Here is a 22,929-nt window from a genome sequence, read left to right as displayed (position 1 = left end):
GATGCTGAGGCCCGCACGCCAGCCAGGGAGAGCGCCATGGATGATCAGGCCGCCGTCAAGGATATCGTCAGTGCCGAAGAGTGGAAGGCGCGCTGCGACCTGGCCGCCCTCTACCGCCTGGTGCGGATGCACGAATGGGACGATCTGTTTTTCACCCACATTTCCATGCGCGTGCCCGGACCGGAGGAGCATTTCCTCCTCAACCCGTTCGGCCTTCTTTATGAGGACGTGACCGCGTCAAACCTCGTGAAGATCGACCTGGAGGGGAATGTCCTGCCGCCCTCGCGCTATGGCATCAATCCGGCGGGTTTCACCATCCACTCGGCGATCCATGCCGCCCGCGAGGACGTCATGGTCGCCATGCATCTGCACAGTGATGCCGGCGTTGCGGTCGCCGCGCAGAAGGGTGGTCTGCGCCCGATCTCCCAGCTGGCCATGAACGTAATGAATGATGTCGCCTATCACGACTATGAGGGCATCGCCCTGATCGAGGACGAAAAAGTCCGTCTCGTGGCCGATCTGGGCGACAAGAATTTGATGATATTGCGCAACCACGGGACGCTGTCTGTAGGCGATCATCCGTTTTCCGCGTATATAAGGTTGTATTTGCTGGAGCGCGCCTGCCGGATTCAAACCATGGCGCAAGCCGGGGGGGAGCTTCTGGAATGGGACCAGTCCATGCAGGACAAGGTGTTCGGCCAGAGCTCGGAAATCGCCGGCAACGAGTTCTTCAAGGAGATCGCCTGGGCCGCACTGCTCGATCGCGTGAGGCGGGAGTCGCCGGGCTTCGATACCTGATCGCCATTGCGGTCGGCGCAGGGGCTTCCACGCCTGTCCATGCCGGGGCCTGGCCCCAGCCCAAGGGCGAAGGCCTGGTCATCTCCTCGATCCTCTACGACCGGGCCGAGGGGTATTTCGACGATACTGGCCAGCATTTTGACGGCGGCTATTACGAGAAGCGCGAATACGCCACCTATGCCGAATACGGGCTGAGCGACCGGATCACGCTCGTGGGCCGGGTGGCCTGGCAAGACGTCGCCCTGACCGAGGCCGGTATTCCTGACACGGCGCAGGGCTTCGCCGCCAGCGAACTGGGTGCCCGGCTACTGGTTGGACGCAGCGGCCCGGCCGTCCTGTCCGTGCAGCTGTCGGGCATCCTGCCCGGTGGCGGTGAGAACGTCGCCGACCGGCCCTTGGGTGATGGCGGGCTGGGAGCGGAAATCCGGGTTCTCACTGGTATGGCCATGGGAGAGGCCATCTTCGTCGAATTGCAGCCGGCCTATCGCTGGCGCGATGACGGGTTTCTGGATGAAGCCCGCCTTGACCTGACGGCCGGATGGCGGCCGCGTCCGGACATGACGGTCATGGTGCAGAGTTTTTCGACCTGGAGCGTTTCCGATCCGGTCGCCGGGCAGAGGCATTTCTCCCAGCACAAGGTTCAGGCGTCGCTGGGCTTTTCAACCCGGTTTGGTGAACTCCATGTGGGGGGCTGGTTCACTCCCGCGGGCCGCAATGCCATCGACGAACGCGCGGTATTTGCGGCGATCTGGCAGCGCTTCTAGGCTCGCTGATTTATTTGTGCATTTCCGATCACAAGTAATTTTCTTTGATTGATGGCGCTTTCGGGCCTATCTCGCCCGCAAACAGGAGTCTGAAGTCCATGCGCCGCGCTGCTTTTCTGATCGTCATCATTGTTATTTTTGCGGCCATGGCCGCCTTCGTTGTCGTCCGCGAGATCACGCGAGGCGATGGCGGCAATCAGGGATTCGGCGGGTTCTCGACGCCTGTTGCGGTCGCGACAGTGGAACCGATGGAGTTTGCCGATGTGGTCTCGGCCCTCGGGACCGCGCGGGCAAATGAGTCGGTGACGGTAACGGCGAAAGTGTCCGACACGATTTCGCGCATCGCCTTTGATTCCGGCCAACGGGTAGAAGCAGGCCAAATTCTTGTCGAACAGACAGACCGCGAGGAAGCGGCTTCGCTGAACGAAGCGCGGGCAACCCTGCGTGAGGCGCAACAGGAGCACGAGCGGTTCCAGGATCTTGCCGCGCGCGGTATCGCGCCGACCCAGCGTTCCCAGGAAACCCAGGCGGAACTGGACCGGGCGTCGGCCCGTGTGCGTGCTGTCGAGGCGCGTATGGCCGACCGCATCATCCGCGCCCCCTTTGCCGGTCGGGTCGGTCTGCGCAATGTCAGTCCCGGCGAACTGGTCGGGCCCGGCGATGTGATTGCCACGCTCGACGATGACAGCGTGATCAAGCTGGATTTCACGATCCCGGAGCGCTTCTTCTCGGCTGTGGAAACGGGGCTGGAAATTCGGGCACGTTCGGATGCCTATCCCGGCGCGGATTTCACTGGCGAGATCACGGAAGTGGAATCGCGGATTGATCCTGTCACGCGCGCGGTCACGGTTCGCGCGGAGATCGCCAATGAAGACGGCCGGCTACGTCCGGGCATGCTGCTGACGGTTGAAATCCGCCGCGGCGAGCGAACCCGCCCCGCCATCCCTGAAGGTGCGCTGATCCGCGTTGCTGAAGACGCTTTCGTCTATGTGATTGCGCAGGGCGACAACGGCACGACAGCCCGCCGTCAGCCCGTCGAGGTGGGAATGCGGACCGGTGGCATGCTGGAAATCCTCTCCGGTCTCGAGACCGGCGAACGGGTCATCTCGGAGGGCACGCACCGGGTCCAGCCCGGCGCGCCGGTCCAGGTTGTGGGGGATACGGGCCCGGACGGGCCGGGAGGTGAGGCATGACGCTCTCCGACATCGCCGTAAAACGCCCGGTCATGGCCGGGGTGTTCAGCGCGCTCATTGTTGTCATCGGCATTCTGGGTTTTCGCAGCCTTCCGCTGCGCGAACTGCCCAATGTCGACCAGCCGGTTGTCTCGGTCTCGACCAGCTATCCCGGTGCCAATGCCGAAGTGGTCGAGAACCGGATCACGCAGGTGATCGAGGACCAGCTGTCGGGGATTGAGGGCGTCGAACTGATCAGCTCGTCAAGCCGCGACGGGCGGTCGAACATCTCGATCACTTTCAACCTGTCGCGCAACATGGAAGCCGCGGCGAACGATGTCCGGGACGCGGTATCCCGTGTCTCGTCCCAGCTGCCGCAGAACATCGATGCACCGCGGGTGGCCAAGCAGGATTCCGACGCCCAGCCGATCATCTGGTATTCACTGATCGGCGACGGCATGTCGATGGAAGAGCTTTCCGACTATGCCGACCGCTTCATCGTCGATCGTCTGTCGACCATTGACGGCGTTGCCAATGTCCGGATTGGCGGTCAACGGCGCTATGCCATGCGCATCTGGCTCGATCCGCAGGCGCTCGCGGCGCGGCGGCTGACCGTCGACGATATCGAACGGGCGCTGCGATCCCAGAATATTGAACTGCCTGGCGGTGCGCTGGAGGCCCAGGATGTCGACCTGACGGTGCGCGTCGAGCGCAGCTACGCCAACGAGGACAGCTTCCGCCGTCTGCCTGTTGGCAGCTCTACGGACGGGCACGTCATTCGTCTTGGCGAAGTCGCCGATGTCGAGGTCGGTCCGCAGGAGGAACGCGCCCTGTTCCGCGGTAATGGCGTCACCCGCATCGGGTTGGGCGTGGTGCGTCAGAGCCAGGCCAATGCACTGGATGTCGCCAATGGTGTCCGCGCGGAAATGGATCGGATCCGCCCGGGCCTGCCGGAGGGCATGGATATCATTGTCACCTATGACTCCACGGTCTTCATATCCGAATCCATTCGCGAGGTCTGGCGCACGCTAATAGTGGCCGCGCTGCTCGTGGTCGCGGTTATCTATCTCTTCCTGGGGACATTCAGGGCTGCTGCCATTCCCGCCATCGTCGTGCCGGTCTGCCTGATTGGCGCGTTCGGTGTGCTGGCGTTGTTCGGCCTTTCGATCAACATCATCACGCTGCTGGCGCTGGTCCTGTGTATCGGCCTGGTGGTCGACGATTCCATCGTGGTTCTGGAGAATATCCAGCGCCGGGTGGATCTCGGCGAACGCCCGGCACTGGCCGCCTACAACGGCGCACGCCAGGTCTTCTTCGCGGTGATCGCGACGACCGCCGTTGTTGTGGCGGTGTTCGCACCATTGGTCGTGCTGCCGGGCATAATCGGGCGCATCTTCACGGAACTGGCCATCACGATGAGCGGGGCGGTGATCCTCTCCAGCCTGGTGGCCCTGACCCTGTCGCCGATGATGGCGTCGAAGATGATCCGCCCGGCCTCGAAATCGTCCGGCGTAGCGAAATATGTCGATCACGCCTTTACCCGTCTGCGCAAGGCGTACCGGGACTCGCTCGAAATTGTTCTCAAAGCGCCATGGGTTGCGATCCCGCTGATTGTCGCTGCGCTGGCTGGCTCGCTCTTCCTGCTCAACCGGCTGCCCAATGAACTGACGCCGTCGGAAGATCGCGGCTTCTTCTTTGCCTTCTTCCAGGGACCTGAAGGGGCGGGCTTTGACTACATGGCCGAGCAGGCCGAAGAGATTGAGGCCATCCTTGCCGACTTCGTTGAACGTGACGAGATCCGCCAGGCCGTGGTCGTCGTGCCCGGTTTTGGCGGGGGCGGCTTTAACAGCGGCGTGACCTTCGGAGCCATGGCCCCCTGGGATGAGCGGGACCGGTCGGGACAGGAAATCATCGGCGAGATCAATGGCCGTTTCGGCATGCTCACCGGTGTGCGGGCCTTTGCCGGCGGCGGGTCGTCGCTGGGACGGGGCGTCTCAGGCAACGAGATCGATTTCGTGCTGGGCGGCTCTGACTATGAGGAGCTGAACCGCTGGGCCGATGAAATCCTGCAGCGGGCGCGGGAGACCAATCCGAACCTGTTGCGGGCGCGCAAGAGCTATGAGCCGAATTCGCCGCGCCTCGTGGTCGACATCAACCGCGAACGAGCCGCCGCGCTGGGCGTGTCGGTGGAATCCATCGGCCGTGCCCTGGAAGCGCATCTCGGCTCACGCCGCGTTGGCACCTATGTCGATCGGGGCGAGGACTACGACGTCATTCTGCAGAACCGCCGCGAGGACCGGTCGAGCCAGAGCGACCTGGCGATCCTGACCGTGCGGGCCGATTCCGGCGCTCTGATCCCCCTGTCCAACCTGGTTTCGCTAAGCGAGATCGGGGAATCCTCGGACCGGCCGCGTGTTGACCGCCTGCGAGCGGTGACGATCAGCGCGACGCTGGCCGAGGGCTATACGATAGGCGAGGCCATCGAGTGGTTCAGCCAGGCCGGCGCAGAGATGCTGCCGCCGACGATCCAGACCGATTTCATCGGTTCGGCGAAGGATTTCATGGACTCCAACTCGGCGACGCTGTTCGCCTTTACCATGGCGCTGCTCATCGTCTTCCTGGTCTTGGCCGCCCAGTTCGAGAGCCTGATTCAGCCCTTCGTCATCATGTTGACCGTGCCGCTCGCCGTCGCCGGCGGGCTGTTCGGCCTCTACATCGTCGGCTCCTCGCTGAACGTCTACAGCCAGATCGGCCTGATCGTGCTGGTGGGGCTGGCGGCCAAGAACGGCATTCTGATCGCTGAATTCGCCAATCAGTTGCGCGATGAGGGGATGAGTGTGCGCGATGCGACATTGGAAGCTGCGGACACGCGGCTCCGCCCGATCCTGATGACCGGTATCTCGACCGCCATCGGTGCCCTGCCACTGGTCCTCGCCTCCGGGGCCGGAGCGGAAAGCCGGGTGACGATCGGCATCGTCATCTTCACCGGCGTGATGGTGGCGACCTTGTTTACGCTGCTGGTGGTTCCCGCTGCCTATAGCGTGCTTGGCCGCTTTACCAAGACGCCAAACTGGGTGTCCCGCCAGATCGAACGTCAGCAGGCGGCGTCCACCGTGGTGGACCCGCACGAGACCGGGCATCCGGCCGAATAGGATTTGGGTTAGAGTTCGGTTTCGAGCAGCAGGTAGGCGATGACGTCGCGGCGGTCGTCCGCGTCCCGCAGGCCAACAAAGGACATGCGGTTGCCCGGGATGTAGCCGCGCGGGTCGGCCAGCCAGGCGTCGAGATGGTCCGGTGTCCAGTCAAAACCCGCTTCGCGGAGCGCTGGCGAGTAATTGAAGCCTTCGGCTTCGCCCGCCGTTCGCCGGAACAGGCCGTGCAGGTTCGGTCCGACCCGGTGCGGACCGCCTTCGCCGATCGTGTGGCAGGACGTGCAACGGCGAAACTGCCGTGCGCCGTTGGCCAGGTCGGCTTCCGAATAGGGGGCGGGCAGGGCGGCCAGGCGTGTGGCCATGTCCTGGGCGGCATCCTCAACAAGCGGATCGCTTTCGAGTGTGCCTTGCGGTGCCTGTGTCTCCGACCCGCTTTCGCCAGTCGGCAATTGCGGCGTTTCGACCTCAGACCCCGATGAGGGATCCCCGCAGGCAGCAAGGAAGAGACAGGAAGCCAGCAGGGCAGACCGCGTCATGAAACACTCTCCGGATCGCGAAGGACTCAGATGCGATGCGGACCATAACGAAGCCGGCCGACAATGCCAGCCCTCGCAAGAATACCCGTCAGGGTTGAGCAATTTTTCCAACCCTGACAGGTGTTCTGGCGCGGTCTATTGCAACCGGTCGGCGATGCCCGTTAGCGTGTCACGCAGAGACCTTGCCCGCATGGCCGCCTGGCCGGACCCCTCTGCGGGCAGCCCTGTGGCGATCCCGGCGAGCATGCCGGCCAGCGCCGGATCGGATGTTCCCGACGCGATATGATCTTCAGCGGTGGCGAGTGCCTCTAACAGGGAATCGGCCATGGCTTCCGGCATCGCGTCATCGCGGCGCAGCTGGTCGATGTAGGCCCGGGCGACTGCCGGATGAGCCGGCCAACTGACCGGATGCTGGGTCTGCGGGTTGAACGTCCCGCCCTGGTCGGCGAGGCCCGCGGCTGCGATCTCGTTTTCGGTCAGGAAATTGCTGGGCACCAGTTCGAAAACGTCGAGCCCTCGCGAAATCTCGGTCGCGTAGATCCGGCCATCATACCAGTAGCTGGACCAGTAGCCGCCGGTCGTCAGGACATCGGCGCTGATGGGGCCGCGGTCAAAATAGGCGATCTCGACGACATTGGACGGATCGGTGAAATCGATGACCGAGAGACCGCCCTGATACCAGGCCTGGGCGAAGATATCCCGGCCGGGCACTGGAATGATTGATCCGTTGTGCGCGACGCAGTTTTCGGTATCGGTCTGGGCCGCCGGCAGCTTGTAATAGCCGCGGAATTCCAGTTGGCCGTCGACAATGTCGTAAAAGGCGTTGGCTCCCCAGTTGCGCGGGTCCTGCGCCAGGCAACGCGGTCGTCCACCGCCGCCCCACTCGTCGGTGAAGAGGACGCGCGTCCCGTCATTGTTGAACGTCGCGGAGTGCCAGTAGGCGAAGCCGTCATCGCTGACCGCGTCGATGCGGCGCGGGTCGCGCGGATCGGTGATATCGAAGATGATGCCGTTGCCCGAGCAGGCCCCGGCCGCGAGGTTGGCCGACGGGAAGACGGTAATGTCATGGCATTCGTCAGTGCGACTGGTGGTCTGTGTGCCGTCACCATGATCTCCGCCGGTCCACAAGCCCGCGATCGCACCGGTTTCCTCGTCGGCAAAGACGGTCGGGCTGTGCACGATCCGGGCTTGTGACGGGTCCGCGACCGGGATTTCGATCACGTCGATACGGAAGAGCGCGGTGCGTTCGTCACCGAGGTCATCATCGACGCAGCCGACGAGTTCCTCTTCGTCCCGCACCGAAGCTGTCCCGGAGTTGTAGACGACCAGGATGCCGTCCTCGTCCGGGCCGGAGACAATGGAATGGGTGTGCGAGCCGCGGCAAGTCTGAACCTGGCCGACCTGAACAGGTGCCCGCGGGTCGGAAATGTCGAAGATGCGCAGGCCGCGGAACCGGTCCGGGCTGGCATCGCGACCAACACCTTCCAGGCCGCAATCAACGCGGCCGCGCGTCTGTTCAACCGACATCAGCAACAGATTGCCGCTGATGGACACGTCGCCCTGACCACCGGGGCAGACAACCGAACTGATCAGTTGCGGAACCGGGTCTTCACCCAGCCGATAGAGGTTGAACCCGTGATAATTGCCCGCCGCCATCAGGTCGCCGGAGAAGGCCATGTCGGTATTGGAGAAGCTGAGGAAGGGCGAGCGCTGGCCAAAGCGCGGACGGTCATCACCGTCTGCGGCTTCGTTCTCCGGGGCCTCGTCGCTGTCCTCGTCCTCGTCCTCGATCAGGGGCGGCAACCCGGCCGGGTTTTCAACATCGAAGAAGCCGGTTGGCTTGGGCAGGGTGGCGACGTGTTCGAGATTGCTGATTGCTTCGCCCGCATCACGGAAGCCGGGCGACAGAGTCGAGCGCGGATCGTCCCACAGCGTGCGGATGATCGCGCCCATGCGGCGGATCTCGGCTTGCTGTTCGTTCTTCACGTCGCTGGCAAACTCGTAGAGCACCGGGTCATAGGCGGATCCGGACTGATCGAACAGATGGTCCACCATCTCCACCGCGCCTTCGTGGTGGGCAATCATCAGCTCCAGGAACATGCGGTCGAAGGCCGGTCCCTCCAGCGTGGCGAGTTCAGCCATCTGCTCGGGCGTCGCCATGCCTTCCATCATGCCGTGTCCACCGTGCATGGCGTGGGGATCATTGGCCGGGTCCGGCGCATCGCGGCCGCGTTCGGTCAGCCAGGACTGCATGAAGGCGATCTCGTCTTCCTGTGAGGCGTCGATCCGTCCCGCCGCCGTCAGGACGTCAGGGTGATTGGTCCGGTCGGGCACCAGGGCCGACATTTGCACCGCCTGATAATGGTGCAGGATCATGTCCTGCATGAAGCGGACATCATCGGCCGAGTAACGGTTTTCCGCGACGCGAACCGCGTCTTCGGCGGTCAGCGTGCGCGATTGCTGTCCGGGCGCACCGGGCTGGACGATGGGCGCGTCCTGCGCGCCAGCCTGGCCAGCAACGGCGAGTGCGAGAACGGAAGCGCCCTGAATGAGTTGAACGCGCAAAGAGGCACGAGACCACATGGCAATTCCCCGACAACCAGCAGAAAACAAAGAAACTAGCACGGGGAAGGAGTGCGGCAAGCACTCCTGCGCCCGCGCAAGCCATTGTTCGCACGATTTTCCGGCTGGCAGATCGGATCGGCCGGTGGCCTGTCCCCGTCGAAGCGGTGTTTAGCCGCCCGAACCCTGTGCCTGTCCTGTCCCGACGGCCGTTGTGTCCACGGTAACACCAATGCCGCAAGTCCCGGTGCATCCTCCCGTACCCGGTGCAAAGCAGGAAAGACTACCCGCTTCGACTACCGGGTTGCATTTGCCTTCGCCGCCGGTGCAAGCGCATTCCCAACGCCCGCCGATCGCGCGGGTCGCCGTGATGCGGTCGATCTGGTCTGACGTCAGGGACTGCAGCGGCACCTCGCCGCCGTCTTGTCGGACCGCCGGGCGGACACGAATGTCGCCATCGCGCGTCCGGCACTGTTCACCGGCTTCTGCGTCGCGGCACATTGGTAAGGTCTGGTCGCCTGCTCGGCCCGTGTCCTGGGCCTGGAGGGATGGTGAAATCGTGACGGCGAAGAGCGCCGCGACAGCCAATATGGTTGCAAAAATTCTCATGAGTTTCTCCCCGGCTTGTGGGGGGAACCTATCATATTTCAGCCAAGCGGTCCCGGCTGGGATGCCAACGGGTCTTTTTCCACGGGTCCGGCATGACGTTACGAAACGGTCGGGAGCCGCGCAGAAGCCGTGCCCGGGACGCGAAGACGGCCTCGCGATATGGTGCCGGCTGAGGGACTCGAACCCCCGACCCCCTGATTACAAATCAGGTGCTCTACCAGCTGAGCTAAGCCGGCGTCTGGATAGTGCGCGCGCTTGATAGGGCCAAGGCACCGCGCGGCGCAAGCGCGCGGTGCCGTCAGGGTCCTAGAAGAAGGAGAGGATCGCGCCCGCGAGCAACATGCCGACGAGATGGTTCCCCCAGTTGATGAGGGTCAGCTCAAACGGCTGCTTCTCATAGATGTGCGCCAGAAGCTGGGTCGTCGCCGAGAAGAACAGCCAGAGCAGGCCCGCCGTGACGAGGGCCGGGGCGATGCCGTCCACACCGCGCCAGCCGAACACCACCGCGATGCCGATGGCGGTGACGAGGGAATTGGTCAGGCCCTTGGCCATGACGACGCCCATGTTGACGCCCTTCATCGACTCCTCGGTGAAGCCGTGCAGCGCCATCCAGCGTTTGCCGAAAAGCGGGCCGTACCAGATAAAGCCGACGACCATGAAGCCGAGCGTCGCCAGGACGACGCCGAGAATGTTGATGCCGTAGAGTTCCATGAGGTGTCTCTCCCCTAGATGTACCTATTTGCGGCCGAAGCTGAGAATTACGGCACCCAGCGGAAGTATGACCAATTGGTGGGCCACATCCACGAGCGTCAAGGCAGTCGTATAACGGGCATCGTAGGCGAAATCCGCCAACTCGGTGGCGATGGTGAAGCCGACGGCGCAAACCAGCCCGAGTTTTGCGTAGGCCATGAGGCCGGCTGCGCCGGCTTTCGAAGCGATCGCGGCCAGGCCAAGCGCATACAGCACGGGTGTGAGCGGCCCGACACCGAACATTCGCCAGTCTGCTGTCGCGGTGTCACCGACGCCAGCATCGCCCATCGCTCCGGCAAAAAGGAGCATGTACCAGACGAAACCGACCAGATAGATCGCGATGGCCGCAAGCAGGACGAAGAGAAGATTGTGTCCGAATATGCGTGGCATGAGTTTCCTCCCCAGGAATCGGGCTGTATGTGTCAGCCCTCAAGTCCGGTGGCGGTCTGATCGCCCCTGACGCGAGCACACTACAGGCAATACCCCTCACGGCAGAAGATAAAAAAATGGCCCGGATCCTGATCACCAGCGCGCTGCCCTATATCAATGGGGTCAAACACCTCGGCAATTTGGCCGGGTCGATGCTGCCCGCCGACGTCTATGCGCGCTTCAACCGCCTTATCGGCCATGAGGTTTTGTATATTTGCGCGACTGACGAACACGGCACGCCCGCCGAACTGGCCGCGGCGGAGGCCGGCGTGGATGTGCGCGCCTATTGCGATGCCGAACACGCCGTCCAGCGCGCGGCGGGCGAGGGGTTCGCGCTGTCCTATGATCATTTCGGGCGTACCTCGCACCCGGCGACGGCGAAGCTGACCCAGCACTTCGCGCATGTGCTGGAAGAGAAAGGTCTTATCGAGGAACGCGCCGACGAGCAGGTCTATTCGGTCGACGATGCCCGCTTCCTGCCGGATCGCTATGTCGAAGGGACCTGTCCGCACTGCGAGTTCGAGCGCGCGCGGGGCGACCAGTGCGACAATTGCGGGCGGCTGCTCGAACCGACCGATCTCATCGCGCCCTATTCGAAGATCTCCGGCTCGAAGAATCTTGAAGTGCGCGAGACGCGCCATCTCTACCTCCTCCAGACGAAGATGGAGGGGCGGATTCGCGAGTGGGTCGATGCGGCTGATGGTTGGCCATCACTGGCAGTGTCCATCGCCAACAAATGGCTGGACGAAGGCCTGCGCGACCGTTCGATCACGCGCGATCTTTCCTGGGGTGTACCGGTCGCCCATGAGGGCGAGGTCCGCGACGGGTTCGAGGGCAAGGTCTTCTATGTCTGGTTCGACGCGCCCATCGGCTATATCGGCGCGACGGTGGAATGGGCGCAGGCCACCGGCGGCGACTGGGAAAGCTGGTGGCGCACCGACAAGGGCGCGGACGACGTCACCTATGTCCAGTTCATGGGCAAGGACAATGTCGCCTTCCACACGGTCAGTTTTCCGGCGACGATTTTGGGCTCGGAAGAACCCTGGAAAACGGTCGACAAGCTGAAAGCCTTCAACTGGCTGAACTGGTATGGCGGGAAATTCTCCACCAGCGAGAAGCGCGGCGTCTTCATGGATACTGCGCTGGAGCTTCTGCCCGCTGATTACTGGCGCTGGTATCTGACGGCGAATGCGCCGGAAGGCTCGGACACGCAATTCACCTGGGAGCATTTCCAGGCCTGCGTAAACAAGGACCTTGCCGACGTGCTGGGCAATTTCGTCAACCGGATCCTGAAATTCACCGGCTCGCGCTTTGACGGCGTTGTGCCTGAGGGCGGCGAGCCAGGGGAGCATGAAGCCTGGCTGGCGGGCGAGGTCGATACGCGCCTCGCCGCTATCGTGGAAAACTATGAAGCGATGCGTTTCCGTCAGGCCGCCGCCGAGACGCGCGCGCTCTGGGCCGCCGGCAATGAGTATCTGACCCGTGCCGAGCCGTGGTCGCACTTCAAGACCGACCGCGATCGCGCCGCGGTGGGTGTGCGTACCGCGCTCAATCTCTGCGCCCTCATGGGCATTGCCGCGCAGCCGGTCATTCCATCATCGGCGGCGATAATCCTCGATGCGCTCAACATCCCGGACGGCAACCGGCGCTGGCCGAGTGAAGCGGCCACGGTCCTTCTCGACGCCATGCCGCACGGCACACCGGTCACGCCGCCGGACGTGCTTTTCGCGAAGGTCGAGGACGAACAGGTGGCAGAATGGAAAGCCCGATTTGGGGGTGAGGGGTAGCTACTTCCAGTCGCGCCGGGCGAGCCAGTCTATTGGATCATCGGCTCAAGTCAGCCCGATTTGAAGCTCGCGGCCTAGCGCGCGCGCAGCCCGCCCCAGCGTAGCAAGTTCAATGCGGTCATTGTCGGGATCAAGCAGGCGGTCAAGCTGGCTGCGGCTTGTCTGCATCCGCCGGGCCATCTCCACCTTGGTGATGGATTGCTTCCTCATTTCCTCGGCAAGTTGCCAAGCCACGACGCGCTTGATCGCGGCGGACTGGACCTCCTCGTAGATTTCCTCATCGCGCAGGAAGTCATCGAAATCCGACCCGAACGCTGCCTTGGTGTGTTTTGTTACCTTTGCCATCACTCGCACTCTTTCATCCGTTTGGCGGCCTTGTCGATTTCGCTCTGCGGCGTCTTCTGCGACTTCTTGATAAAGCCGTTCAACAGCACCATGCGGCTGTCGATGATGCAGAACAGAACCCGGGCAATCCGTCCGCCGGGCAGGGATGACCTCACCTCACGCAGCCCGTTGCCCAGTGGCCGGCACACGGGCATCCCGACAGGCCAACCATACTCCACCGTTGCGATGTCGACGCCGACAATTCGGCGGTCTTCCGCATTCAGGTCGGTCTTGAGCCAGTCGCGGACCGGTTCGGCACCCGATGCCGTACGGTAGAACACCGCCTTGAGCTTTTTTGCGGTAGGGCTCAATCGCGATCCTTTCCCGAAACCGAAATGTACGCCATACGGTACATTCAATCAAGGAAATTCGGACTACTTCCAGTCGCGCCGGGCGAACCAGATTGTCAGTACGGCGAGAACGATGAACCCGCCCGCCACGCCATAGGTCAGCGCGAATTGCGCGCGCTCCGGCTCGCTCGCCAGCATGTTCACCGGCAACAGCCAGGGGAAGTAGGCCCCGTATTGTGACGAGGTCGCGGCTACCGCCACGAAAGTACCGCCAACGCCAATCGAAATAGGCAGCGCGAAGCTGGCATAGCGCAGGGCGATGGCAAGCTGGACCGCGATCAGGAGGATTGAGGCGGCGAACATCTTCGCCAGCAGTTTTGCGGCATCCCAATAGGGCACCGGACCTTGCAGCGCGTGGTCGGGCGCGAGGAGGTTGGCCGTGTGCCCGGCGGCAAATATGGACGCCCAGGCAAGGCCGCTCGCCACCGCCATCAGGAGGAGGGCAAGCACGCATTTCGCTGCGAAGATCGTCCATTTTGCCGGCGGCAAAGCGAGGATGTGCGACCACATGCCAGTGGAGTGTTCGAGCTGGGCGAGGAGCGCCGTCATGCCCGTCGCCGTCATCGGCAAAAGAAAATAGGCCCAGACCGCCGAAGTTGCCATCGACTGCACCAGCCACAGATCCGGGCCGTTTCCGGTCAAGCGGGTCAGGACGCTCAGGAGGAAGATCATCACCGGCGGCACGGCGAGGACCAGCACAACGAGCGAGCGGCGGAGCTTCAATAGTTCGGCGCGGAATATTCCGATCATGACTGATCTCCGAGGCGGCGGGTCAGCTTCATGAAGAGGTCCTCCAGCGACGGCTTCAGGGTCCGCAGACCGGAGATGTCGAATTCGGCCTCGACCAGTTCGCGGTTGAGTGCGGCAATCTCCGTCGCGTCATGCGCCCCAGGCAGGATGACCCGGCCCTCTTCGGCGCGGGCATCGGCGTGACGGGTTTTGAGCCGTTCGGCGGCCTCTGCAGCGCGGTCGGTCCGGATTTCCAGTCCGCCGGGATGGGCGGCGTGGAGATTGTCGAGCGTGTCCTGAAACAAGAGCCGCCCGCGATCCATCAGCGCGACATGGTCGGCGGTCTGTTCCACTTCACCGAGGAGGTGGCTGGAGACCAGCACAGTCGCGCCGAAGCGGTCGGGGGCTTCGCGAATGAGATTGCGCATCTCGTGGATGCCGGCCGGGTCGAGGCCATTGGTCGGTTCATCGAGGATGAGGAGTTTCGGCGTATCGATCAGCGCGCGGGCAAGACCGAGCCGCTGGCGCATGCCAAGCGAATACCCCTTCACCTTGCGGTTTGCCGCTTCGGTGAGGCCGACCTGCTCGAGCGCGCGGTCGGTCGCTGTCTTCGGCAGGCCGAGCAGGTGGCGAGTAATCTCCAGATTTTCCCGGCCCGTCAGGTTGAGATAATGGGCTGGCGTCTCGACCAGAGACCCCACGCCGGTCAGTGCGGCCCGGCGCGCCTTGCGCACGTCATGGCCGAAGATCGCGCTGTTTCCCCGATCAGGACGGATGAGGCCGAGGAGGATGCGGATCGTCGTGGTCTTGCCTGCGCCATTGGGTCCCAAGAATCCGCACACGCGCCCCGCCGGAACCTCGAGGCCGAGATCAGACACGGCGGTCACGCGTCCGAATCGGCGCGACAGATTTTCGGTGCGGATGGCAGTCTGGCTCATGGCGGCGATCAAATCGCGGGCCTCGCCCCGCCGCCAGCGGCATTGGCTGCGGGGCAGTCCCCCCTTACTGGCACCGTCAAGCGCATTTCTTTACCGTCTCCGGCCCGCTTTCCGTTGACGGCGGGAACGGGGAGGGCTGGTATGGGCGGCGACACACACTCACATGCCCGAAGGGGGGCCTTGTTCCATGAAATTCCGTCTGCTTGCGGCCTGCGCCGCCATCGCCTTTGCCGGACCGACTCTCGCCCAGGAAGACCTGCGGCCCGCGATCGAGGCCGATTACGTGGCCAACCTGGAAAGCCTCTACCAGCACTTTCATTCAAACCCCGAACTCTCGCTGATGGAGGTCGAGACCGCCGCGCGCCTGGCCCAGGAGCTGCGTGATCTCGGCTATGAGGTCACAGAAGGCGTCGGCGGGACAGGCCTCGTCGCGGTGCTGGAAAACGGCGACGGTCCGACGCTGATGATGCGGGCCGACATGGATGGCTTGCCCGTGCCGGAAGACACCGGGCTTTCCTACGCCTCCACCGCGACCGGTGTTGACCGCAATGGCGATGAGTTTCCCGTCATGCACGCCTGCGCCCACGACACGCACATGACCGCGCTCGTTGGCGCGGCCCGCCAGATGATGGATCGCCGTGACCAGTGGTCGGGGACGCTGGTCCTCATTGGTCAGCCGGCCGAAGAGCTGGGTCTTGGCGCGGGCATGATGATCGCGGACGGCCTCTACGAGCGGTTCCCGGTGCCGGACTCCGTGATTGCCTTCCACACCTTCTCGGGCATCCCGACCGGCACGATCACCTACGTCCCGGGTTATGCAATGGCGAATGTGGATTCGGTCGATATCACGGTACGGGGCCGGGGCGGGCACGGGGCCTATCCCCATGCGACGAAGGACCCGGTCTATCTCGCCGCGCAGATCATTATCGGTTTGCAAGGCCTGATCTCGCGCGAACTCAACCCGCTCGACCCGGGCGTCATCACGGTCGGAGCCATCAATGGCGGGCGCAAGCACAACATCATCAGCGACGAGGTTCACCTCCAGCTGACGGTGCGGTCTTATACCGACGAGGTCCGCGAACACCTGCTGACCGGGATCGAGCGCATCGCCCATGCCCAGGCCGCCTCCTATGGTCTGACCGAGGAGGAATATCCCGAAGTCGTGGTGGAGGAGCCCTATACGCCGGCCCTCTACAACAACCCGGAGCTCGCCGAACGCGCCGTCGCAGCCATGCAGGACCGTTTCGGTCCGTTGGCTGTGGTCGAAGCCTCACCGGTCATGGGCGGCGAGGATTTCGCCATGTTCCACCGGACCGAGGAGCAGGTCCCGGCCTTCATGTTCTGGGTCGGCGGCACCACGCAGGAAAGGCTCGACAGCTTCACCAGCCGCGGCGTTCCGGCCCCATCGAACCACTCGCCCTTCTTTGCGCCGGATGATCCCGAAACGACAATCACCATGGCGGTGGAAGGCATGACCGCGATCGCGCTCGATTACCTCGCGCCGCAGGACTGACACACGGTGAGCGGCGTCCAGCGGGTTTCGACCGGCGCACCATGGGAGGCCCGTGTGGGCTATTGCCGCGCGGTGCGTTCCGGTCCGCATGTCTGGGTTGCCGGAACCGTGGCCGTCGGTGGGGACGGACAGGTCCACGGGCCGGGCGATATCGAGGCGCAGGCCCGGCGCTGTATCGCCATCATCGCCGGTGCGCTGGAACAGGTTGGAGCGGATCTCAGCCATGTCGTGAGAACCCGCGCCTTTGCCACAGACATGAGTGCGGACGCGCAGGCCGCGTTCGCCCGGGCGCACAGCGCGGCCTTCGGCGCGCATCCGCCGGTGGCCACGCTTGTGGGTGTTGCCGCACTCGCCGCGCCCGAATACCTCATCGAAATCGAAGCCGACGCCTTCGTATCCGGCTCCTGAAAGGACACATGCAATGATCCGCACCGCTGCCGCGCTGGCGCTCGCTTTTGTTGGCATTGAAGCCGCCGCCGCGCAGGGCCTGCCTGCGACCTCGGTCTGGGAGAACCAGAGCGGATCGGTTCTCTACATCGATGATGTTCGCGAGAACGGACATTTCCACGGCCGCTATGTGAACAATGCGGCGGGCTATGCCTGCCAGGGCGTGGAATACCGCGTCGTTGGCGACGTGTTCGATCCCCTGATCGCCTTTTCCGTTGTGTGGCGCGCGGAAGCGGAGACTTGCCACACGATCACGTCGTGGACGGGCGAGGTCGATGGCGGCACGATCCGCACCGAATGGTCACTGGTACGCGAGGGCGAGGACGGTTTCGCCCGCTATTCCGGCGAGAGTGTCTTCATCCAGCGCGAGGAGGAGTAGCCCCATGGAATCGCTCATTCCGGCGGACAATAATATCGCGGTCATGGCCGCGCTTTTCACGATTGCAGCCATTGGCTTCTTCGCCGAGCGAACGCGGATCGGGGCCCTGGTTACCGGTGCGGTCGTGGCGATTTTCCTGGCTATCCTGGCGTCCAATCTCCGGATCATCCCCAGTTCCGCGCCAGCCTATGACTTCGTCTGGACCTATTTCGTCCCGATCCTGATCCCGCTCTTCCTGATGAAAGCGGACCTGAAGAAAATCATCTTCGAGACAACCCGCATGTTCGGGGCCTTCATGCTGGCTGCGCTGGGCACGGTCCTTGGCGTAATCGCAGCCTTCGCCTTCATCGATATTGGCGGCTATCCTGAAGGCACGGCTGCAGCCGAAATCGGCACGCGCGAGGCGGCTGTCGTCGGGTCGTTCGTGGCCACCTATATTGGCGGCTCGGTCAATTACGGAGCACTGCTGAGTTCGACCGGCCTGGGGGAAGCCGACCCCAGTTACGCGTCGGCGATGACGGCGGTCGACAATCTCTATTCCGGCTTCTTCCTGGCGATGCTGGCGGTCATCCCGGGCTGGGCGTGGCTGGCCCGGCGTTTCAAGGTTATCGATCACAGCGAAGAGGATACGCCGGCGATTGAGGAGGGTCCGATCACCGCGGCCTCCATGGCGTTTTCCATGGCCTATGCGCTGATTGTCGTGACGATCGGTACACTCATCGCGGACTGGATAGACACGCTGGTCGAAGACGGTGGAAGGAAGTGGCGGTTCGCGATCATCAGCGGTCTGGCGCTGATCCCTGCAACGGCGTTTCCCAGGACGATGGCGCGGATGCGCGGCGGCTATGAAATGGGCATAGCGATCAGTTTTGTCTTCTTCGCAATGATCGCGGCGGGGGCCGATGTCGTCTCGCTGGTCCAGATCGCACCGCTTCTGATGCTCCTCATTGGCATCATGCTCCTGGTTCACGCGATCGTCGTGTTCGGGCTAGGCAGCGTGTGCCGCCTGTCCCTGCCAGAGCTCATTACTGCGTCCAATGCGGCGGTGCTGGGCGCGACCACGGCCCCGGCGCTGGCAGCAGCCAAGGGATGGCGAAATCTGGTGACGCCAGGCGTGCTGGTGGGTGTGCTGGGCTATGCCATCGGAACGCCTATCGCCAATCTCGTCTTCGAGTTCTGGCCCGGCTGATTCTCGCCTTCCGTTTCCCGCGCCGTTGATTTCGGCTAGAATTCGCCTGCGAGGGGAAACGGGAGGAAACGCCATGATGCGATTAATGATCGTTCTCGCCGGGTTTGTGCTGGCCGTATCCGCCGCCGATGCCCAGCAGCGCGCGGTGATACGTGCCCAGACCGCCAACGACACAAACTTTACCGCCGAATTCCAGGCGGCCATGGAAAATGGCGACTATGGCGCGGCTGCGACCATGGTCCGCGAAGGCACCGCGACCGGCTCGGGCCGGGCCACTGGCCGCCGCCAGCACGGAGCCGCGAGCGCGTCTGGCGCGAGCAGCGCGATGAGCGTTGCGGCGAATACGCCGCCGCCGGACACCGCCGAATACACGTGTAATTCGGGCAATTGTGCTTGTGCGGGCGCGTCGGACTGCGTGGCGATGGCTCCGATCTGTGCGGAAGGCACGATCGGCTGCAATGACTATGGCTGTACGTGTCAGGAAGCCGAGTAGCGATCCGTCCCGGGTGAAGCCTGCCGGGCCTAGTCGTCCGGTTTCGACCAGGGCAGGGCCTCGTCCGCGAAGACATGCCCTGTCGGGATGAACGCTTCGGGTTGATCGAAGGCCCCAATCAATAAGTGGGTCTCGCCCGGCCATTTCTCGCCCTGATAAGTGAGCGGGCTGCCGCAAGCCGCGCAGAAACCACGGCTCACGCCGGGGGAGCTTTGGAAGACGGTCCGTTCGCCGGTCCAGCGTACCTGATCGTTGCGATAGCCCACCCAGGTCGAGAACGCCGCTCCGGTCGCCTTCCTGCAGTCTCCGCAATGACAATTGGCGACAAACTTGGGTGGGCCTTCGGTCACGAAGCTGACCGCACCGCAGCCGCATCGGCCTGAGCCGGCCGGGTCGCTGTATTGGCTCATCTCTGACTGCTCCCTTCCGTGGCTACCGAACTATGCCGGAAATAGCCGCCGTTGGCATTCCAACGCTTGGGGCGGCGCGCCCGGATAAATTTGTCAAAATCTTCCTCAATTCGCTTTGAGAGAGAAATTGGACTATATTGTTCAATTGTGAGGAGAGTTGATAAAAAACGGGAGGGTGATGAAGTGGCGATAAAGACAACCGGAATTCTGGCAGCTGCAGGATTATTTATTCTGGCCGCCGGATCGAGTGCCTATGCTCAGGCAAACTGCCGGCTGGGCGAAGAAACCCGCTGGACGGAGTGGACCGGTCACAACAATGACTTCCAGGATACGCTGTCCCTGCCCAATTCCGACTGGCACGGGTTGAAACGGATTGCGAATTACGAGCGCAGTAATGAACCTTGCAGGACCGAGGCGGTATTCGGGCGTATGCCGGGGGCCACGCGCGCGGCCAGCGAAGTCGAGCGTGCCAGTGATACGTGCAATGGTAATCCGCGTGACGAAATTCTGGTGGGGTTTGATGACCGGATGGAAGGCGGATTTATTTCCGGAGTCCGGGCATGGACGTCCAACCAGAACAATGTGGAGCGTCGGCGATTGAAAGGGCTGCGGGTTCGCGTCCAGGTAATCAATGATGACTGCAGCCTATCCGGATTTAACTGGGAGGCCTATCGCGAGCAGGTCGATACCGGCAGCCATGATGCGACACTGACCGCGCTTACGCCCCTGACCGAGCAGGATACCCGGACAAATGCCAACCGGGAGCATCGATTCGTTGTCTGTCCGGATGGCTGGATTGCCTCGGGGCTGCAACTTGCGCACGGTGCCCGGGGCGTTTCCGGATTGAGACTTCAGTGCCGCGAGGTTATCCCGCGATAGCGGGTTCTGCCACTTGCTCTACGAGGTGCGGCAAAGCGGCCAGCAGGCGGTCCTTGCCAAAGCGTAATGTCCCGGTCTGCATCCGGTTGGACAACTCCGTGCATCCTGCCTTCAATCGGCCATGCCGGAAAGTATCCAGGAGGGACCACCCATGACACGCACACTTTTGCTTGCAACCGCCTGCCTCGCCACGGGCCTGACGGCCTCGGCCGCGATCGGCCAGTCAACCCTGGCCGGCGGCGGCAGCAGCCACTCCTTCGGGGCTGATGCCGTCTCCATCGAGGACTTCATCGGCCGGGTTGAAGTCCGGACGGTCAGCGGTTCTGAGGTGACCGTGTCGGTTCGTCCCGGCAGCGGTGATCATGCCGCGCCATCCATCACGCAGGAGGGTGACCGCGTCCTTGTCGATGGCGGGCAGGAGTTGCGCCGTTTGCAATGCCGTAACCGGAACAATGAAATGCGCGTGGGCTGGCGTGGCCGCGGCCTGGAAGCGATCGACGCCTATCCGACCCTGATCATCGAGGCCCCGGCTTCGCTCGATTTCCATATCGAGGACAGCGCCTTTACCGGTGAAGCCGGTGAGCTCGGGCGAGCGCGTATCGCGATCAATCATTGCGGCGATTTTGCCGTTCGCAGTGTCTCAGGCGATGCCAGCCTGTCCATCAACGGCTCGGGTGATCTGTCTGTCGGCGAAATTGGCGGTGCCTCGCAATTCTCGATCAACGGGTCGGGCGATATCGGTGTGGCCTCGGTCGGCGATCTTGACCTGTCGATCAACGGGTCGGGTGATGTCGAGATCGACCGGCACAACGGTGCGTTCGATATGTCAATCAACGGATCGGGCGATGTGCTCATCACCGCAGGAATGGCCACCGGGTTTGACCTCTCGATCAACGGATCGGGTGATGTCGACTATCGCGGCGAGGCAGCGGATGTGGACATTTCCGTGAATGGATCCGGTGACATCACCCTCGCGGCTGCCGGGGATTTCCGGGCGAGCCTGCGCGGGTCAGGCGATATCGAGGTCGGGACCCAGACCGGCCGGTTCGAGGTCGACAATGACGGTTCGGGCGATGTCCGGATCCGCGCAGGCCGGGCCATGCCCTTCCTCGTCGAAACGTCAGGGTCCGGTGATGTCCGCCATGGCGGTGAAGCGGTCGACGCCGATGTCGATATCCGTGGGTCGGGCAATGTCTCGGCCGCGAGCTACAGCGGCAGCTACCGCTGGCGGTCGCGCAATGGCCGGGTCCACATCGAACGTCCCGCGGGCGGGGGGCGCTAACCGCCTTTCCCGGCCTGTGCCGACAGCCGCTTCATGTGCGCGGAATAAAGCGCCACGGCGGCGGCATTCGAGACGTTGAGGCTTTCCACCTTGCCCGTGGTCGGGATGCGTCCGAGCGCGTCGCAATGATCCGCGACGCGCGGGCGCAGCCCCTTGTCTTCGGCTCCTAGCACGATGACGAGTCCTGGACCGCCATGGGCTTCGATCAGGTCGGGCAGGCTGTCTTCGGCTTCCCCGGCCAACCCAATGACGAAACGGCCCGCGTCACGCAGTTCGGCCAGCGCATTGGCGATATTGACCACCCGTATCGCCGGGACGACTTCTGCGGCCCCGACAGCGGCCTTGGCCATCGCGCCGAAGAGGGGCGGGGACTTGCGGTCCTGCATGATCACGGCGCGCGCCCCAAAGGCGGCGGCGGAGCGGAAGATCGCGCCAGCATTGTGCGGGTCGGTGATCTGGTCAAAGACCAGCAGTACGCCATGGGTCGGATCTGCCACTGACGACAGGCGATCCTCCTCAGGTGCGCGGGCGCGGATCGCGAATCCCTGGTGCACCGCGCCATCGGGCAAGAGCCGGTCGATGTCTTTCGGATCGGTCTCGTCGAACGCGGTTCCTTCAGGCAGGTCGCGGGCCGCGTTTCGGGTCGCGAGAACTTTCAGCACCTTGCGGCGCGGATTCGCCAGCGCGGCGAGCACGGCGTGGCGACCCCAAATCCAGCCCTCTTCGGGTGAGGCCGACTTGTCCGAATGCCCTTTATTATAAGGCGTTCTCGAGCGGTTGCGCTGCTCTGGCTTCGTCATTATAGTCCGCGCTCCGTTTCACCACGGTCTTCCGGATATGACGGGTTGCGAACTGCAACGCAATGCGGCGTAACGGCGAGGTTTTGTTGCAAACGGGGTTCAAGCGGGGATAAGACCCGCTCGCATTGAAGGACTTCCCTTGGAGGGGTGGTCGAGTGGTTAAAGGCACCAGACTGTAAATCTGGCGACGAGAGTCTACGCTGGTTCGAATCCAGCCCCCTCCACCATCCTTCGCTGACGACGACAGCGAAGGACCACAGTGACAGGCGGGTATAGCTCAATGGTAGAGCAGCAGCCTTCCAAGCTGAATATGCGGGTTCGATTCCCGCTACCCGCTCCAGCCTTCTGATCTCTCCTGTGTTGCATACACGTCAAGACGCCCGGCAGGGCTTGCCATTCCGGCAGCGTGACGCTATCCCGCGCCATCACGTTTTGGCGCGCCGAGCGTCTTGAGTTCCCCAGCCTTCTGATGAGGACATTGCACGATGGGCAAGGAAAAGTTTGAGCGTACGAAGCCGCACGCGAACATTGGCACGATTGGTCACGTTGACCACGGCAAGACGACGCTGACGGCTGC

The 22,929-nt window shown here is 63.3% G+C and carries 23 protein-coding genes and 3 tRNA genes; 14 read left to right on the top strand and 12 right to left on the bottom strand.

From position 1 onward, the window contains the following. Positions 1-36 precede the first annotated feature (36 nt). From V0U35_RS13705 to V0U35_RS13695, 3 genes are all read left to right on the top strand, one after another. Entirely contained in the window at positions 37-798 is a 762-nt protein-coding gene (locus V0U35_RS13705) for a class II aldolase/adducin family protein (protein ID WP_330197321.1), read from the top strand. A gap of 862 nt (positions 799-1,660) precedes the next feature. After that, on the top strand, positions 1,661-2,755 hold the full coding sequence (locus V0U35_RS13700) for an efflux RND transporter periplasmic adaptor subunit (RefSeq protein WP_330197320.1): 1,095 nt from the start codon (positions 1,661-1,663) through the stop codon (positions 2,753-2,755). After that, positions 2,752-5,886 carry an efflux RND transporter permease subunit gene (locus V0U35_RS13695; protein WP_330197318.1) on the top strand — a complete coding sequence of 1,045 codons (3,135 nt, stop codon included), beginning with the start codon at positions 2,752-2,754 and terminating at the stop codon, positions 5,884-5,886. The genes V0U35_RS13700 and V0U35_RS13695 overlap by 4 nt, the downstream gene beginning before the upstream one ends. Before the next feature lie 8 nt (positions 5,887-5,894). Here V0U35_RS13695 and V0U35_RS13690 read toward each other — a convergent pair whose 3' ends face one another. From V0U35_RS13690 to V0U35_RS13665, 6 genes are all read right to left on the bottom strand, one after another. Next, on the bottom strand, positions 5,895-6,422 hold the full coding sequence (locus V0U35_RS13690) for a c-type cytochrome (protein ID WP_330197317.1): 528 nt from the start codon (positions 6,420-6,422) through the stop codon (positions 5,895-5,897). Positions 6,423-6,557: 135 nt separating this feature from the next. Continuing rightward, positions 6,558-9,005 (bottom strand): DUF305 domain-containing protein, encoded by a 2,448-nt coding sequence (locus V0U35_RS13685; protein WP_330197316.1) that lies wholly within the window; start codon positions 9,003-9,005, stop codon positions 6,558-6,560. A 150-nt stretch (positions 9,006-9,155) separates the two neighbouring features. Next, entirely contained in the window at positions 9,156-9,593 is a 438-nt protein-coding gene (locus tag V0U35_RS13680; protein WP_330197315.1) for a hypothetical protein, read from the bottom strand. A 160-nt stretch (positions 9,594-9,753) separates the two neighbouring features. Continuing rightward, a tRNA-Thr gene (locus V0U35_RS13675) sits at positions 9,754-9,829 on the bottom strand. Between the two features lie 70 nt (positions 9,830-9,899). After that, a complete protein-coding gene (locus V0U35_RS13670) occupies positions 9,900-10,304 on the bottom strand; it encodes a DUF1761 domain-containing protein (protein WP_330197314.1) in 405 nt (134 codons plus the stop codon). Between the two features lie 24 nt (positions 10,305-10,328). Beyond that, positions 10,329-10,733 (bottom strand): DUF1761 family protein, encoded by a 405-nt coding sequence (locus V0U35_RS13665; RefSeq protein ID WP_330197313.1) that lies wholly within the window; start codon positions 10,731-10,733, stop codon positions 10,329-10,331. 116 nt (positions 10,734-10,849) lie between these two features. Here V0U35_RS13665 and metG point away from each other — a divergent pair, with 116 nt between their 5' ends. Further along, positions 10,850-12,559: a methionine--tRNA ligase gene (metG, locus tag V0U35_RS13660; RefSeq protein ID WP_330197312.1), complete on the top strand. Its 1,710-nt coding sequence runs from the start codon at positions 10,850-10,852 to the stop codon at positions 12,557-12,559. Between the two features lie 45 nt (positions 12,560-12,604). On the opposite strand, the gene V0U35_RS13655 is transcribed toward metG, so the two are convergent. The 4 genes from V0U35_RS13655 to V0U35_RS13640 all read right to left on the bottom strand — a co-directional run bounded on the left by V0U35_RS13655 (position 12,605) and on the right by V0U35_RS13640 (position 14,960). Next, the gene (locus V0U35_RS13655) at positions 12,605-12,904 is read right to left on the bottom strand and encodes a helix-turn-helix domain-containing protein (RefSeq protein WP_330197310.1); all 300 of its coding nucleotides are present in this window, start codon (positions 12,902-12,904) and stop codon (positions 12,605-12,607) included. Further along, positions 12,904-13,254 (bottom strand): type II toxin-antitoxin system RelE/ParE family toxin, encoded by a 351-nt coding sequence (locus tag V0U35_RS13650; protein WP_330197308.1) that lies wholly within the window; start codon positions 13,252-13,254, stop codon positions 12,904-12,906. Before V0U35_RS13650 ends, V0U35_RS13655 begins: the two co-directional genes overlap by 1 nt. A gap of 63 nt (positions 13,255-13,317) precedes the next feature. After that, a complete protein-coding gene (locus V0U35_RS13645; protein ID WP_330197307.1) occupies positions 13,318-14,043 on the bottom strand; it encodes an ABC transporter permease in 726 nt (241 codons plus the stop codon). Continuing rightward, the gene (locus tag V0U35_RS13640) at positions 14,040-14,960 is read right to left on the bottom strand and encodes an ABC transporter ATP-binding protein (RefSeq protein WP_330197306.1); all 921 of its coding nucleotides are present in this window, start codon (positions 14,958-14,960) and stop codon (positions 14,040-14,042) included. Before V0U35_RS13640 ends, V0U35_RS13645 begins: the two co-directional genes overlap by 4 nt. A gap of 187 nt (positions 14,961-15,147) precedes the next feature. Between V0U35_RS13640 and V0U35_RS13635 the strand changes: the two genes are divergently transcribed. The 5 genes from V0U35_RS13635 to V0U35_RS13615 all read left to right on the top strand — a co-directional run bounded on the left by V0U35_RS13635 (position 15,148) and on the right by V0U35_RS13615 (position 18,981). Continuing rightward, complete coding sequence (locus V0U35_RS13635; RefSeq protein ID WP_330197305.1) at positions 15,148-16,473, top strand: M20 metallopeptidase family protein; 1,326 nt, start codon at positions 15,148-15,150, stop codon at positions 16,471-16,473. A 6-nt stretch (positions 16,474-16,479) separates the two neighbouring features. Continuing rightward, entirely contained in the window at positions 16,480-16,881 is a 402-nt protein-coding gene (locus tag V0U35_RS13630; RefSeq protein ID WP_330197304.1) for a Rid family hydrolase, read from the top strand. A 13-nt stretch (positions 16,882-16,894) separates the two neighbouring features. Further along, positions 16,895-17,299 (top strand): avidin/streptavidin family protein, encoded by a 405-nt coding sequence (locus tag V0U35_RS13625; RefSeq protein WP_330197302.1) that lies wholly within the window; start codon positions 16,895-16,897, stop codon positions 17,297-17,299. A gap of 4 nt (positions 17,300-17,303) precedes the next feature. Next, positions 17,304-18,488 carry a DUF819 family protein gene (locus V0U35_RS13620; protein ID WP_330197300.1) on the top strand — a complete coding sequence of 395 codons (1,185 nt, stop codon included), beginning with the start codon at positions 17,304-17,306 and terminating at the stop codon, positions 18,486-18,488. 73 nt (positions 18,489-18,561) lie between these two features. Next, entirely contained in the window at positions 18,562-18,981 is a 420-nt protein-coding gene (locus tag V0U35_RS13615) for a hypothetical protein (protein ID WP_330197299.1), read from the top strand. A 29-nt stretch (positions 18,982-19,010) separates the two neighbouring features. On the opposite strand, the gene V0U35_RS13610 is transcribed toward V0U35_RS13615, so the two are convergent. Continuing rightward, positions 19,011-19,391 carry a GFA family protein gene (locus V0U35_RS13610; RefSeq protein ID WP_330197297.1) on the bottom strand — a complete coding sequence of 127 codons (381 nt, stop codon included), beginning with the start codon at positions 19,389-19,391 and terminating at the stop codon, positions 19,011-19,013. 183 nt (positions 19,392-19,574) lie between these two features. On the opposite strand from V0U35_RS13610, the gene V0U35_RS13605 reads away from it, so the two are divergent. Both V0U35_RS13605 and V0U35_RS13600 read left to right on the top strand, forming a co-directional pair. Continuing rightward, positions 19,575-20,270, top strand: coding sequence for a hypothetical protein (locus tag V0U35_RS13605; RefSeq protein WP_330197296.1), 696 nt, complete (start codon positions 19,575-19,577; stop codon positions 20,268-20,270). Between the two features lie 151 nt (positions 20,271-20,421). After that, positions 20,422-21,552 carry a GIN domain-containing protein gene (locus V0U35_RS13600; RefSeq protein ID WP_330197295.1) on the top strand — a complete coding sequence of 377 codons (1,131 nt, stop codon included), beginning with the start codon at positions 20,422-20,424 and terminating at the stop codon, positions 21,550-21,552. On the opposite strand, the gene V0U35_RS13595 is transcribed toward V0U35_RS13600, so the two are convergent. Then, the gene (locus V0U35_RS13595; RefSeq protein WP_330197293.1) at positions 21,549-22,352 is read right to left on the bottom strand and encodes a TrmH family RNA methyltransferase; all 804 of its coding nucleotides are present in this window, start codon (positions 22,350-22,352) and stop codon (positions 21,549-21,551) included. The genes V0U35_RS13600 and V0U35_RS13595 overlap by 4 nt on opposite strands. A gap of 141 nt (positions 22,353-22,493) precedes the next feature. Between V0U35_RS13595 and V0U35_RS13590 the strand changes: the two genes are divergently transcribed. From V0U35_RS13590 to V0U35_RS13580, 3 genes are all read left to right on the top strand, one after another. After that, a tRNA-Tyr gene (locus V0U35_RS13590) sits at positions 22,494-22,579 on the top strand. A gap of 39 nt (positions 22,580-22,618) precedes the next feature. Further along, positions 22,619-22,692 (top strand) — tRNA-Gly (locus V0U35_RS13585). Between the two features lie 145 nt (positions 22,693-22,837). Beyond that, positions 22,838-22,929 (top strand): GTP-binding protein (locus tag V0U35_RS13580; protein WP_330197355.1); only part of this gene is annotated, 92 nt, incomplete at its 3' end.

The organism is Hyphobacterium marinum (assembly GCF_036330325.1).
Taxonomy (GTDB): Bacteria; Pseudomonadota; Alphaproteobacteria; order Caulobacterales; family Maricaulaceae; genus Hyphobacterium; species Hyphobacterium marinum.
This window is presented reverse-complemented; position numbering and strand designations above follow the sequence as displayed.